This window comes from Bradyrhizobium sp. PRIMUS42 (genome assembly GCF_023006515.1).
Lineage (GTDB): Bacteria > Pseudomonadota > Alphaproteobacteria > Rhizobiales > Xanthobacteraceae > Bradyrhizobium.
Map to the genome: position 1 here is coordinate 1 of NZ_JALBGZ010000099.1, position 12,992 is coordinate 12,992.

Annotated in this window: 13 protein-coding genes and 1 pseudogene; 6 read left to right on the top strand and 8 right to left on the bottom strand. The window is 64.6% G+C overall.

Features of this window, described 5'->3' with window-relative positions; all coding sequences use genetic code 11:
- The 7 genes and pseudogenes from MOV75_RS11020 to hpaR form a co-directional block, all read right to left on the bottom strand.
- Positions 1 to 382, bottom strand: a 382-nt coding sequence (locus tag MOV75_RS11020) for an IS110 family transposase (RefSeq protein WP_247005667.1), incomplete at its 3' end; no start/stop codon positions are given.
- Between the two features lie 347 nt (positions 383 to 729).
- The gene (locus MOV75_RS11025; protein WP_246929553.1) at positions 730 to 2,034 is read right to left on the bottom strand and encodes a methyl-accepting chemotaxis protein; all 1,305 of its coding nucleotides are present in this window, start codon (positions 2,032 to 2,034) and stop codon (positions 730 to 732) included.
- On the bottom strand, positions 2,012 to 2,530 hold the full coding sequence (locus MOV75_RS11030; protein WP_246929551.1) for a PAS domain-containing protein: 519 nt from the start codon (positions 2,528 to 2,530) through the stop codon (positions 2,012 to 2,014). Before MOV75_RS11030 ends, MOV75_RS11025 begins: the two co-directional genes overlap by 23 nt.
- A gap of 242 nt (positions 2,531 to 2,772) precedes the next feature.
- Complete coding sequence (locus MOV75_RS11035; RefSeq protein ID WP_246929549.1) at positions 2,773 to 4,296, bottom strand: UxaA family hydrolase; 1,524 nt, start codon at positions 4,294 to 4,296, stop codon at positions 2,773 to 2,775.
- Positions 4,297 to 4,394: 98 nt separating this feature from the next.
- Complete coding sequence (locus MOV75_RS11040) at positions 4,395 to 5,171, bottom strand: aldolase/citrate lyase family protein (protein WP_246929548.1); 777 nt, start codon at positions 5,169 to 5,171, stop codon at positions 4,395 to 4,397.
- A 129-nt stretch (positions 5,172 to 5,300) separates the two neighbouring features.
- A pseudogene (locus MOV75_RS11045) lies at positions 5,301 to 5,459 on the bottom strand (malate dehydrogenase); the annotation flags it as partial.
- 78 nt (positions 5,460 to 5,537) lie between these two features.
- A complete protein-coding gene (gene hpaR / locus MOV75_RS11050) occupies positions 5,538 to 6,056 on the bottom strand; it encodes a homoprotocatechuate degradation operon regulator HpaR (RefSeq protein WP_246929545.1) in 519 nt (172 codons plus the stop codon).
- A gap of 111 nt (positions 6,057 to 6,167) precedes the next feature.
- Between hpaR and hpaH the strand changes: the two genes are divergently transcribed.
- From hpaH to MOV75_RS11080, 6 genes are all read left to right on the top strand, one after another.
- Positions 6,168 to 6,974, top strand: a complete 807-nt coding sequence (hpaH, locus tag MOV75_RS11055; protein WP_246929542.1) for a 2-oxo-hept-4-ene-1,7-dioate hydratase — start codon at positions 6,168 to 6,170, stop codon at positions 6,972 to 6,974.
- A gap of 30 nt (positions 6,975 to 7,004) precedes the next feature.
- Positions 7,005 to 7,403: a 5-carboxymethyl-2-hydroxymuconate Delta-isomerase gene (locus MOV75_RS11060; protein ID WP_246929540.1), complete on the top strand. Its 399-nt coding sequence runs from the start codon at positions 7,005 to 7,007 to the stop codon at positions 7,401 to 7,403.
- Complete coding sequence (hpaE, locus tag MOV75_RS11065; RefSeq protein ID WP_247005668.1) at positions 7,396 to 8,934, top strand: 5-carboxymethyl-2-hydroxymuconate semialdehyde dehydrogenase; 1,539 nt, start codon at positions 7,396 to 7,398, stop codon at positions 8,932 to 8,934. Before MOV75_RS11060 ends, hpaE begins: the two co-directional genes overlap by 8 nt.
- Before the next feature lie 103 nt (positions 8,935 to 9,037).
- Positions 9,038 to 10,021 (top strand): 3,4-dihydroxyphenylacetate 2,3-dioxygenase, encoded by a 984-nt coding sequence (gene hpaD / locus MOV75_RS11070; protein ID WP_246927348.1) that lies wholly within the window; start codon positions 9,038 to 9,040, stop codon positions 10,019 to 10,021.
- 3 nt (positions 10,022 to 10,024) lie between these two features.
- Positions 10,025 to 10,894: a fumarylacetoacetate hydrolase family protein gene (locus MOV75_RS11075; RefSeq protein WP_246927345.1), complete on the top strand. Its 870-nt coding sequence runs from the start codon at positions 10,025 to 10,027 to the stop codon at positions 10,892 to 10,894.
- A gap of 25 nt (positions 10,895 to 10,919) precedes the next feature.
- Positions 10,920 to 12,548 carry a thiamine pyrophosphate-dependent enzyme gene (locus tag MOV75_RS11080; RefSeq protein ID WP_247005669.1) on the top strand — a complete coding sequence of 543 codons (1,629 nt, stop codon included), beginning with the start codon at positions 10,920 to 10,922 and terminating at the stop codon, positions 12,546 to 12,548.
- 87 nt (positions 12,549 to 12,635) lie between these two features.
- On the opposite strand, the gene MOV75_RS11085 is transcribed toward MOV75_RS11080, so the two are convergent.
- Positions 12,636 to 12,992, bottom strand: a 357-nt coding sequence (locus MOV75_RS11085) for an alpha-ketoglutarate-dependent dioxygenase AlkB (RefSeq protein ID WP_247005675.1), incomplete at its 5' end; no start/stop codon positions are given.

Below are 12,992 nucleotides of genomic sequence, written 5' to 3' on the forward strand. Positions count from 1 at the left end.
CGGCGAACGGCAGCAACCGAGGATCGGGAGCGGCATGGATCTTCCGCACCGCTGCGGTGCAGGCGGCGATGATAGCGGCATCGATCTTGTCGTTCTTGGCCCGCTGTAAATGGAATTTGGCATAGGCTCGGACCTGAGCCGGCTGAAACACCACAACCACAAACCCCTTGCGTCGCAGTTCGGCGACGACAGGCTGTTCGTAACCGCCGCTCGCCTCGATGCCGATGCGCTTGACGCGATGCTGTCGCAGCCACGTCAGCAAAGCCTCATGGCCTTCTGCCGTGTTCTCCACCTGCAACTGCTTGCTGCTGCCATCGATCGCCACATCGAGCTTCCGCTTGCCGGTATCGATCCCGGCACAGATCGTGGTATGCTTGGCCATCTTCGTCGATCCCTCCCTTGTTATGCGAACCTAAAGTTCGTTCAACCATTCGGGTCCCGATGAAGTGCCGATCGCGATCTTGCTACGTCTGACAGCCCTCAAGGCTTCGGTGGGCTCCGATCCGATCGAACGGCGACCCAGCTCGGGCGGCCACACGGGCTGGGCCATTCCTCACGGAACGGCTCAATATAATCGATCGCCCTAATACAAGGGTGGGCAAAGCGAAGCGTGCCCACCACCTGCGCTTTTAATCGGGAAGATGGTGGGCACGGCGCAAGTGCGCCTTTGCCCACCCTACGATTCCGAGCAAGCGGATAGAGCCCGCCCCATCTCGCCGCTATCGCGCCCTACGCCGCAGACGTCAGCCGCTGCAAAAACTGCGTCACTTCGCGCCTCAGTGTCTCGACTTCGCCGTGGACGCGTTCGGAGGCGCTGTTGACGCGGCTGGCCACGCGGCCGGTGTCGGCGGCGGCTTCGCTGATGCCTGACACGTTGGAGGAGACCTGCGAGGTGCCGGCCGAGGCTTCCTGGACGTTGCGGGCGATCTCGCGGGTCGCGGATCCCTGCTGCTCGATGGAGGCCGCAATCGCGGCGGTGATCCCGTTGATCTCCCCGATGGTCTGCGCGATCGCCTCGACGGCCGCGACCGAGTTGGTCGTCGATTGCTGCATCTCGCCGACCTTCGCGCTGATCTCTTCAGTGGCCTTCGCGGTCTGGTTGGCGAGGCTCTTGACCTCGGAAGCCACTACCGCGAAGCCGCGGCCGGCCTCGCCTGCCCGCGCCGCCTCGATCGTGGCGTTGAGCGCCAGCAGGTTGGTCTGCTCGGCGATCTCGCTGATCAGCTTGACGACGTCGCCGATCCGCAGCGCGGCCTCCGCAAGGACGCGGATCTCGCTGCCGGCGCGATTGGCCTCATTGACGGCGCGACTGGTGCTGTTGGTCGATCCCGCCACCTGGCGGCTGATCTCCGCGATCGAGGATGCGAGCTGCTCCGCGGCGCTCGCCACCGTCGCAACATTGCCCGAGGCCTGATCGGACGCGCTGCGCATGCCGGACGTCTGGCGGTTCGTGATCTCCGCCGCAGCCGCCATCTGGCCGGCGTCGGATTCCAGATCAGTCGCGGCGCTCATGAGGCTGCCTGCGACTTCGTCGAGATGCGTGCCGAACTGGTTTGCCAGGCCGGCGATCTCGACCACGCGACGGCCGAGACTGTCGGTGCCGGCATTGATCACGCTGGCCGAGCGGCGGAACGAGCCGGGCAATCCGCGCGCGAGGATCTTGCGGAAATACTTGCCGCGGCTGGCATAGTCCATCGATGCCGAAGCCTCGCGGACGAAGGCATCAGTGATGTCGAGCATGTCGTTGACCGACTTCTGGACGGCGCCGATTCGCCCCGCCTGCCGCTCGCTCAGAATACGCGCTTCGAGATCGCCGCGCGCCGCCTTGCGGCACACATCGGCCACTTCATCGACGGCCACCGCCGCGCGATGCTGGCACCAGAGGCCGCAGCCGAGCAGCAGGATCGCAGCGCCGAGCGGCGCTCCACTGATGATTCCGCTCCAGCCGAGGAGCGAGGCGACGAACGCGATAGTGACGAGAAGACACGCGAGCGCGGTCGCTCCCTGCGCCTTAGAGAGAGAGCACAAATTCATCGTAAGCAACACCGTTTTGCTTGAGCAGAGCGACCATCACGTCGAAGCTCGCACGCATGCCGTCCCTGGCATTGGCGTGGCGCGCCTCTTCCGCGCAGAGCGCTTTATAGATCGGCTTGATGCGCTCGACCGGCGCCGGATCGGGCCTGCGTCGATTGGAATGATAGCCGATGATGTTGCCGCGATCGTCCAGCGTCGGGGTGACATGGGCGAACACCCAATAGTGGCTGCCATCCCCGGCAAGATTGACGACGTAGGCGAAGATTTCCTGCTTGGCCTGGAGCGTATCCCACAGCAGCTTGAAGACGCAGCGTGGCATATCCGGATGGCGGATCAGGCTGTGGGGCGCGCCCATCAGCTCCTTCCAGGGGTATTTCGCCATGCGGAGAAAGACGTCGTTGGCGTAGGTGATGCGGCCTTTGAGATCGGTCTTCGATACGATGAGCTCCTCCTCACCGAGGAGATTTTCCACCCCAGTAGGACGTATCGCTTGCATCGTTTTGATCCCTAGACAAAGGCCGGCACCACCACGCTGTGGAGCCGCATCACACCTGTCTACGGCAACAGTGTTAATCAGGTGTAAGTCCGGGAACCTCTGGACGAGATGCGCGCCTCCGTATCATTACTTAGCGAACGATCACTGCATGTCACGCAACTACGCGCGTTGCACTTATCGCTCGGGCGCATTGCTTCAGACGATTCAGTTGCGACTGCGTCGCGATTGCGTCCGCGCTGCGACTACATCGTCGCGCCCAGCACCCATGGCGCGAACTCGGCGCCGCCGAAATCGAAGCTCTCGCTCTTGGTCGGCTGACCCGAGGCGGTCTTGAGGATGAGTTCGAAGATGCGCTGGCCGCATTGCTCGACGCTTTCCTCGCCTTCGAGGATGGTGCCGCAATTGACGTCCATGTCCTCTTCCATGCGCTTGTACATGGGCGTGTTGGTGGCGAGCTTGATCGAGGGCGCCGGCTTGCAGCCGAACACGCTGCCGCGGCCCGTGGTGAAGCAGACGAGATTGGCGCCGCCCGCCACCTGCCCGGTTGCTGCGACCGGGTCGTAGCCGGGCGTGTCCATGAAGACAAAACCCTTCTTGGTGATGGGCTCGGCGTAGCGCAGCACCTCGACGAGGTTGGTGGTGCCGGCCTTCGCCATCGCGCCGAGCGACTTCTCCAGAATGGTGGTGAGACCGCCGGCCTTGTTGCCGGGGCTCGGATTGGCATTCATCTCGGCGCCTTCGCGCGTCGTGTACTCGTCCCACCAGCGCATGAGATCGACCAGCTTCTCGCCGACCTCGCGGCTGACGGCACGGCGCGTCAGCAGATGTTCGGCGCCGTAGGTCTCCGGCGTCTCCGACAGGATCACGGTGCCGCCGTGGCGCACGATGAGATCGCTGGCAGCACCAAGCGCGGGATTGGCTGATACGCCGGAATAACCGTCCGAGCCGCCGCATTGCAGAGCGACAGTGAGTTCGCTCACGGGCACGGACTCGCGCGTGACCTTGTTGGCGTCGGCGAGCGCCTCGCGCACGAAGGCGATACCGGCTTCCACCGTCTTGCGGGTGCCGCCGACCTCCTGGATGTCCATCGCGCGCAGGCGGCCGGCGAGCTTCTGCTCTTCCATCAGGCCGCCGATCTGGTTCACCTCACAGCCGAGGCCAAGCACGATGACGTGGGAGAAATTGACGTGGCGGGCGTAGCCGCCGAGCGTGCGGCGGAGCAGCGCCAGCGGCTCGTTCTGCGTCATGCCGCAGCCGGTCTTGTGGGTCAGCGCGACCACGCCGTCGACATTGGGAAAGTCGGCCAGCGGATTATCGCCGGTGAATGGATTCTTCTTGAAGACGTCGGCGACGAGGCTCGCGACATGCGCGCTGCAATTCACCGAGGTGAGGATGCCGATATAGTTGCGCGTCGCGACGCGGCCGTCCGGGCGGCGGATGCCCTCGAAGGTCGCCGGCAGGTCGAAGTTCGGCGTCGGCTTGACGTCGGCGCAATAGGCGTAGTCCTTGGCGAAATCGCCCATGCCGCAATTCTGCACGTGCACATGCTGGCCCGGCGCGATCGGCACCGTGGCAAAGCCGATGATCTGGCCGTAGCGCTTGACCGGCTCGCCCACCGCGATCGGCTTGATCGCGACCTTGTGGCCGGAGGGAATGCGCTCGAGCGTGGTCACGCCGTCGGCGACCACCGTCCCCGGCGGCAGGCTGGCGCGCGCGATCAGCACGCCATCATCGGGATGCAGGCGGATGACGGGGCTGATGGTCATGGCGAATCTCCTTCGGAGGCGAATAGCGAGTGGTGAGTGGCGAATGGAAAAAGGGGAGCAGCACTATTCGCTACTCCCCATTCGCCGTTCGCGAGAGCTTAGGCCTTCCCGCCCGAATCCTTGCGGGTCGCATTGACCTGCATCTTGGCGTAAGTGGTCATCAGGCCGACCTCGTTCGAGAGCGTCACCAGCTTGAAGCCCATGTTGATGGCACGCGTTGCGCCTTCGGCGCCGCTGCAATGGATGCCGGGGTTGAGGCCGCGCTTGCCGCATTCCTTGATGATCTTCTCGTAGATCGCGAGGATCTCGGGCTCGCTGCGGTCGAGCTTGGGTTCGAGGCCGTAGGAGAAGCCGAGGTCGGACGGGCCGATATAGACGCCGTCGATGCCCTCGACGTCCAGGATCGCTTCCATGTTCTCGACCGCGGTCTTGGTCTCCATCATCGGCAGCAGGATGGTGTCGGCATTCGCGGTCTTCTGATAGGAGCCCGCGGTGCCGTACATGCCGGCGCGGATCGGACCGTTGGAGCGCACGCCCTGCGGCGGATATTTGGAATAGGAGACCAGGTTCCTGGCCTCCTGCGCCGTGTTGACCATCGGGCAAATGACGCCATAGGCGCCGCCGTCGAGCACCTTGCCGATGATGCCGGGCTCGTTCCAGGGCACGCGGACCATCGGGGTGACCGGATGCTTGTCCATGGCCTGGAAGCACTGCACCATCGACAGATAGTCCTGCACGCCATGCTGCATGTCGACGGTGACGCTGTCGAAGCCGCATTGCGCGATCATCTCGGCCGAGAAGCCGGAGGGAATTGCGAGCCACGCGTTGACCACGGCCTTGCCCGACTTCCAGATTTCCTTGACCTTGTTCGCCACGTTGCCTTCCTTCTTTGTTGTTTGGACCGTGTTATTTGGACCATCGTCACCATGACGAGCGCCGCGACAGCACAATCCCGCTGTTACCGCGAACCGGGCCGCCGCGCTACGCTCGCAATGGCGCAAGACCTATGCGGTCGCCCTCTGGATGCTGATCTCGCTGACGCCGACCTCGCGGGCCGTGTTCACTATCGCCGCCCAGGTGTCATCCGGCAAGGGGATGCCGTTCTGGGCGCGCTCAGCGCGGGTTTTCCGCTCGGGATCGCCGGGAATCAGCACCTGATCGACCACCAACGTGGCAGCAGTTTGGGCGAAAAACCCCGTTTATGTCCATGGCTCGCGGCACCCGGACGCGCATATCAGCTCTCACTCCTCGGCACTTGCCTCCTCGGCGCCGCCGAGCTCTGCAAGACTCTGTTCGAGCGCACCTAGCATGTCCTGCAATTCGGCGAGTTTGCGTGCGCCAAAGCGTCGCGTGATCTCGGCATAGATCGCCTCCGAATTCGGCGCCACCGAGGCCATCAGCTTCACCCCCTCTTTCGAGATCGAGACCATGCTGCGGCGCTGATCCGTCTTGGCGGTCTTGCGCTCGATCAGCTTGCGCGCCTCGAGATCGCGCAGGATGCGTGACAGGCTCGGTCCGAGCAGGAAGGCGGTGCGCGCCAGTTCCGTGACCTCGACCGCTTCGATCGCCGCCAGCGCGCGCAGGATACGCCATTGCTGCTCGGTCAAGCCGTGCTCGCGCAGCGAGGGACGGAACTGCCGCATCACCGCTTCGCGGGCCCGCAGCAGCGACATCGGTAGCGAGCGCGAGAAATCGCGCATCGGCACCTGGCGCGCGGCGGGCGCGCTTCCGTTCGCTGGATCAGCCGGTCTCTTCACCATGATGCCCTTTCAAACCGCAATACGTTTGCAGTGCAGCAAGCCGAAATTGTGTTTGACGCATTCACTTAACATGTTAAGCATCTCCTGCCACCCCAATTTGTAAGATCACGAATGGCGCTTTCCAACGACGATATCCAAGCTTGCGCGAAGCGTCTGCACCAGGCGGAGAAGACCCGCACGCAGATCCGCCAGCTCTCGCAGGACTTCCCTGAGATCACCATCGGCGATGCCTACGCGATTCAGAAGGCCTGGGTCGACGTCAAGATCGCGGAGGGGCGCATCGTCAAAGGCCACAAGATCGGCCTGACCTCGAAGGCGATGCAGAGCGCACTTGATATCGATGAGCCGGATTCCGGCGTGCTGCTCGACGACATGTTCTTCGCCGATGGCGGGATCATTCCGACCGAGCGCTTCATTGCGACGCGCGTCGAAGCCGAGCTCGCCTTCGTCATGAGCAAGCGGCTGTCGGGGCCCAATTGCACGCTGTTCGACGTGCTCAACGCCACCGAATTCGTCGTGCCGGCGCTGGAGATTTTGGATACGCGGATCGAGCGCGTCGATCCCGTGACCAAAGCAACGCGCAAGATTTTCGACACCATCGCCGACAATGCGGCCAATGCCGGCATCGTGCTCGGGGGACGGCCGATCCGCCCGCTGGATGCAGACCTGCGCTGGATCGGCGCGCTCTGCTTCAAGAACGGCCAATTGGAAGAGACGGGGCTCGCCGCCGGCGTGCTCAATCATCCTGCGACCGCCGTCGCCTGGCTCGCCAACAAGATCGCGCCGCTCGGCCTTGCGCTCGAGCCGGGGCAGGTCGTGCTTGCGGGCTCCTTCATCCGCCCGATCGAGACCCGCAAGGGCGACACAATTCAGGCCGACTATGGCGCCTACGGCTCGGTCAGTTGCTACTTCGCGTAAAGCAATAAGACGACAGGGAGTGAAACCGCGATGCCGCATTTCACGATCGAATATTCGGCCAATCTCGATAGCCAGCTCGACATGAAGCTGGTGTGCGAAGTCGTGCGCAAGGCAGCGGTCGAGACCGGCATCTTCCCGCTCGGCGGCATACGCGTTCGCGCCATCCGCTGCGAGCATTATGCGATTGCGGACGCACGGCAGGACTACGGCTTTCTCGACATGGTGCTGCGCATCGGCGAGGGCCGCGACCTCAAGACGCGCCAGAAGGCCGGCGAACACGTCTTCCAGGCGCTTTCCCGATATCTCGATCCCGTCTTCGCCGCCAGCAAGTTCGCCTTGTCGTTCGACATGCAGATCAACGACAAGGACACCAGCTGGAAGCGCAACAACATCCACGACGCCCTGAAAGCGGAAGCCGCCCATGGATAAGCCCACCCCGAAAGCCGATGTGTTCCAGGCCAACCGCGACCGCGTCGCGCCGCTCTTGAAGAAGCTGCGTGCCGACGGCATCGGCCACATGATCGACGGCAAGACCGTTCCCTCGACCTCCGGCGAGACGTTCGAGACGAAGTCGCCGGTCGTTGGCGCGACGCGCGCGAGCGGCGCGCGCGGCACCGCCGAGGACATCGACCGCGCCGCCACGGCCGCTGCGCTCGCCTTCAAATCCTGGCGCGACATGGGCCCGGCGATGCGGAAGAAACTGCTGCATCGCGTGGCCGACGCCATCGAGGACAATGCCGAGGACATCGCGGTGCTCGAATGCATCGACACCGGGCAGGCCTATCGCTTCATGGCCAAGGCCGCGATCCGCGCCGCCGAGAATTTCCGCTTCTTCGCCGACAAATGCGCGGAGGCTAGAGACGGCCTCAACACGCCGAGTGACGAGCACTGGAACATCTCGACCCGCGTGCCGATCGGCCCCGTCGGCGTGATCACGCCGTGGAACACGCCGTTCATGCTCTCGACCTGGAAGATCGCCCCCGCTCTCGCCGCCGGCTGCACCGTCGTGCACAAGCCGGCCGAATGGTCGCCAGTCACGGCTGACATGCTGTCGAAGCTGGCCAAGCAGGCCGGCATTCCCGACGGCGTGCTCAACACCGTCCACGGCTTGGGCGAGGAAGCCGGCAAGGCGCTGACCGAGCATCCCGCCATCAAGGCGATCGGCTTCGTCGGCGAGAGCGCAACGGGATCGGCGATCATGGTGCAGGGCGCGCCGACCCTGAAGCGCGTGCATTTCGAGCTCGGCGGCAAGAACCCGGTGATCGTGTTCGACGATGCCGATCTGGACCGTGCGCTCGATGCCGTCGTGTTCATGATCTACTCGCTCAACGGCGAACGCTGCACGTCGTCGAGCCGCCTCTTGGTTCAGGCCAGCATTGCCGAGAAGTTCACGGAGAAGCTGATCGCGCGCGTGAAGGCGCTGAAGGTCGGCCATCCCCTCGATCCCGCGACCGAGATCGGGCCGCTGATCCACGAGCGGCATCTGGCGAAGGTCTGCTCCTATTTCGACGTCGCGCGCCAGGACGGCGCGACGATCGCGGTCGGCGGCAAGGTCCATGACGGACCGGGCGGCGGACATTATGTCGAGCCGACGCTGGTCACCGGCGCGCACGGCAAGATGCGGATTGCCCAGGAGGAGGTGTTCGGCCCCTTCCTCACGGTGCTGCCGTTCAGGGACGAGGCCGATGCGATCGAGATCGCCAACGACATCCGCTATGGCCTGACCGGCTATGTCTGGACCAACGACGTCGGCCGCGCGCTGCGGGTCGCCGATGCGCTGGAGGCCGGCATGATCTGGCTGAACTCGGAAAACGTCCGCCATCTGCCGACGCCGTTCGGCGGCATGAAAGCGAGCGGCATCGGCCGCGACGGCGGCGACTACTCATTCGACTTCTACATGGAAACCAAGCACGTCTCGCTGGCGCGGGGCACGCACAAGATTCAGAAGCTGGGAATTTAACGCCTCGTCGTTCCGGAGCGCGAAGCGAATCCGGAACCTCGAGATTCCAGGTTCGGCTCTGCGAGCCGCCCTGGAATGACGACCGAGCCGAGGGGAAACGCCAATGCCCGTACCGCAACACATCTTCGAGCCGCCGTTCAACATCATTCGCTCCAGCCATGTCGTGCTCGACGTGACCGATTTGAAGCTGAGCCGCGAGTTCTACGAGACCATTGTCGGCCTCCATGTCGAGGATGCCGACGAGAAGGTCGTGTACTTGCGTGCCGCCGAGGAGCACCAGCATCACTCGCTGGTGCTGCGGAAGGCCGCGGTGCCCGCTTGTAACAGGCTCGGCTTCAAGGTCGGCAACGACGGAGATCTCGACAAGGCCGCCGCGTTCCTGTCCGAGAACGGTCTTAGCTACGCCTTCGTCGATCAGCCCTTCCAGGGCCGCACCCTGCAATTCACCGACCCCTTCGGCTTCCAGATCGAGCTCTATGCATCGATGGACCGGCGGCCGCATCTCTTGCGTCGTTACGACCTCTATCGGGGCTGCCATCCGCAGCGGCTCGATCATTTCAACGTCTTCGCCGCCGAGGTGCAGGACACCGTCGAGTTCTACGCACGGCTCGGCTTCCGCCTCACTGAATACGCCGAAGAGGACGGACCGAACGGGCGCATCGCCGCCGCCTGGATGCATCGCAAGGGCAACGTCCACGATTTTGCGATCACCAATGGCAAGGGCCCTCGCCTGCATCATTTCGCCTATTGGACGCCGACGGCGATGAACATCATCCATCTCTGCGACGTCATGGCCTCCCAGGGCTTCGTCAAGAACATCGAGCGCGGCCCCGGACGCCACGGCATCTCGAATGCGTTCTTCCTCTATGTCCGCGATCCCGACGGACACCGGCTCGAGCTCTACACCAGTGACTACTTCACCGGGGATCACGACCACGAGCCGCTGCGCTGGTCGTTGCGCGATCCGCGCCGCCAGACGCTGTGGGGCGCGCCTGCCCCGCGCTCATGGTTCGAGCAGGGCTCGCCATTTAGCGGTCAAGCCGTGCGTGAGCCGAAGTTTGTGGCTGACGTGCTGGTGGCGGACTAAGCGATGAGACTCCCTCGCCTCGCCACGTATTCCGCAAATGGTGATGTCAGCTACGGCGCCGTCCTGGAGGGCGGCATCGTCGATCTCTCCAAGCGCTATGCCAAGGACTATCCGACGCTGCGGGAAGTGATCGCGGCCGGAAAGCTCGCAAGCTTTGCCGAAGAAGCCGCCGGCCGCACGCCGGACCACGCGCTCAGCGAGATCACCTGGCTGCCGCCGGTGCCAGCGCCGGAGAAGATCATCTGCATCGGCGTCAACTATCCTGACCGCAATGCCGAATACCGGGATGGCCAGGACGCGCCGAAATATCCGAGCATGTTCATGCGCTCGCCTCGCTCCTTCGTCGGCCACGACACGCCGCTGGTGCGCCCGCGCGCCTCCGCGCAGCTCGACTATGAAGGCGAGATCGTGCTGGTGATCGGCAAGCAAGGCCGGCATATCCCCGAGAGCGCTGCGCTCGATCACATCGCGGCATTGACCCTTTGCAACGAAGGCTCGGTGCGCGACTGGCTGCGCCACGCCAAGTTCAACGTGACGCAGGGCAAGAACTTTGATTCCAGCGGCAGCCTTGGCCCGTGGCTGGTGCCCTACACGACGGAAGCGCAGATCGCGGACATCAGGCTCACCACGCATGTCAACGGCGAGCTCAGGCAGGATGATCGCACCAGCCGGCTGACGTTCCCGTTCCGCTATCTCTTGAACTATATCTCGACCTTCGCAACCCTCGTCCCCGGCGATATCATCGTCACGGGCACGCCGACCGGCGCCGGCGCCCGGTTCGATCCGCCGCGTTACCTGAAGCCTGGCGACGTCGTCGAGGTCGAGGCCGAGGGCATCGGGCGCCTGCGCAACTTTGTCGTCGACGAAGCCTGACCAACCATCGAAGTGGAATGATGCAATGACCACCCTCACCGGCGGCGAAGCGATCGTAAGCGGCCTGGTCGCCCACGGCGTCGATACCGTGTTCGGCCTGCCCGGTGCGCAGGTCTACGGTCTGTTCGACGCCTTCCATCAGGCCCAGCTCAAGGTGATTGGGGCACGGCACGAGCAGGCCTGCGGCTACATGGCGTTCGGCTATGCGCGCTCCAGCGGCAGGCCCGGCGTGTTCAGCGTGGTGCCCGGTCCCGGCGTGCTCAATGCCAGCGCGGCGCTGCTCACCGCGTTCGGCTGCAACGAGCCGGTGCTGTGCGTCACCGGCCAGGTGCCGACTCAGTTTCTGGGCAAGGGCCGCGGCCATCTGCACGAGATGCCGGACCAGCTCGCGACCTTGCGCACCTATGTGAAATGGGCCGATAGAATCGAATATCCCGGCAACGCGCCGACGGTCGTCGCGCGCGCCTTCCAGGAGATGATGTCGGGCCGGCGCGGCCCCGCCTCGGTCGAGATGCCCTGGGACGTCTTCACCCAGCGCGCCGACACCGCTGCTGCCCAGGTGCTGGAGCCGCTGCCCGCGCCGCAACCCGATCCTGATCTCGTCAAGCAAGCCGCCGCGCTGATCAAGGCCAGCAAGGCGCCGATGATCTTCGTCGGCAGCGGCGCGATCGATGCGCGCGAGGAGATCCTGGAGCTCGCCGAGATGATCGATGCGCCCGTCGTCGCCTTCCGCAGCGGCCGCGGCATCGTCTCCAACGCGCATGAGCTCGGCCTGACCATGGCCGCGGCCTACAAGCTGTGGCCGAAGACGGACCTGATGATCGCCATCGGCACCCGCGCCGAACTGCCGGCCTCCGGCATCCGCTGGCCCTATCAGCCCAGCGGCCTCAAATCCATTCGCATCGACATCGATCCGGTCGAGATGCGCCGCCTCGCCGCCGATGTCGCGATCGTCGCCGACGCCAGGGATGGCACCGCCGATCTCGTCAGCGCCGTTAACAAGGCCGGCTACGCGAAGAGCCGTGGCCGCCGGGGAGAGATCCGCGAGGCCACCGCGACCGCGCAAGCCGAGATCCAGCGCATTCAGCCGCAGATGGCCTACCTCAACATCCTGCGCGAGGTGCTGCCGGCGAATGCGATCGTCACCGATGAATTGTCGCAATTCGGCTTCGCCTCCTGGTACGGCTTTCCGATCTATGAGCCGCGCACCTTCATCACCTCGGGCTATCAGGGCACGCTCGGCTCGGGCTTCCCGACCGCGCTTGGGGCCAAGGTCGCCAATCCCGACAAGCCGGTGGTGGCGATCACCGGCGACGGCGGCTTCATGTTCGGCGTGCAGGAGCTTGCCACCGCCGTGCAATTCAACATCGGCGTGGTGACGCTGGTGTTCAACAACAACGCCTACGGCAATGTCCGCCGTGACCAGCGCGAACGGTTCGACGGCCGCGTGGTGGCGTCCGATCTGGTCAATCCGGATTTCGTCAAGCTCGCGGAGTCCTTTGGCGTTGCGGCGGCGCGTGTCACCGCGCCGGATCAGTTCAAGGCGGCGATGGAAAAGGCGCTTAGCCACAGCGGGCCGTATCTGATTTCGGTCGAGGTGACACGGGACTCGGAAGTCAGCCCGTGGGCGTTCATTCATCCGCCGAAGCCGTGATGTCGTTCCGGGGCGGCTCGCAGAGCCGAACCCCGGAACCTCGAGATTCCGGGTTCGCGCTTGCGCGCGCCCCGGAATGACTTCTCCTCACCGCGTCCTTCGAAACGTCAGATTGATCCGCTTCCGTCCCAGCAGCGCGTCCTCGCCTTCGGCGAGCGGCGCGACGCCGTGATAGGCGAGCCTGCTAGGCCCACCCCAGACCACGACGTCGCCATGCACCAGCCGGAAACGGCGGGGCTTGTCGGCGCGCGCGAGGCCGCCGAACAGGAAGGTCGCGGGCAGGCCGAGCGAGACCGAGACGATCGGCGCCGAGTAATCCAGCTCGTCCTTGTCCTGATGCAGCGACAGCCGCGTGCCGGGCTCGTAGCGGTTGACGAGACAGGCATCGGGCGCAAAGTCCTGGAAGCCGCCCTGCTCCGCCGCGCTTCGGGCGAGATCGCGCAG

What these genes read in the sequence shown, in the direction of transcription:
- MOV75_RS11025 (WP_246929553.1), bottom strand. Translation starts at nt 2,034, where the DNA reads ATGAATTTGTGCTCTCTCTCTAAGGCGCAGGGAGCGACCGCGCTCGCG.
- MOV75_RS11030 (WP_246929551.1), bottom strand. Translation starts at nt 2,530, where the DNA reads ATGCAAGCGATACGTCCTACTGGGGTGGAAAATCTCCTCGGTGAGGAG.
- MOV75_RS11035 (WP_246929549.1), bottom strand. Translation starts at nt 4,296, where the DNA reads ATGACCATCAGCCCCGTCATCCGCCTGCATCCCGATGATGGCGTGCTG.
- hpaR (WP_246929545.1), bottom strand. Translation starts at nt 6,056, where the DNA reads ATGGTGAAGAGACCGGCTGATCCAGCGAACGGAAGCGCGCCCGCCGCG.
- hpaH (WP_246929542.1), top strand. Translation starts at nt 6,168, where the DNA reads ATGGCGCTTTCCAACGACGATATCCAAGCTTGCGCGAAGCGTCTGCAC.
- MOV75_RS11060 (WP_246929540.1), top strand. Translation starts at nt 7,005, where the DNA reads ATGCCGCATTTCACGATCGAATATTCGGCCAATCTCGATAGCCAGCTC.
- hpaE (WP_247005668.1), top strand. Translation starts at nt 7,396, where the DNA reads ATGGATAAGCCCACCCCGAAAGCCGATGTGTTCCAGGCCAACCGCGAC.
- hpaD (WP_246927348.1), top strand. Translation starts at nt 9,038, where the DNA reads ATGCCCGTACCGCAACACATCTTCGAGCCGCCGTTCAACATCATTCGC.
- MOV75_RS11075 (WP_246927345.1), top strand. Translation starts at nt 10,025, where the DNA reads ATGAGACTCCCTCGCCTCGCCACGTATTCCGCAAATGGTGATGTCAGC.
- MOV75_RS11080 (WP_247005669.1), top strand. Translation starts at nt 10,920, where the DNA reads ATGACCACCCTCACCGGCGGCGAAGCGATCGTAAGCGGCCTGGTCGCC.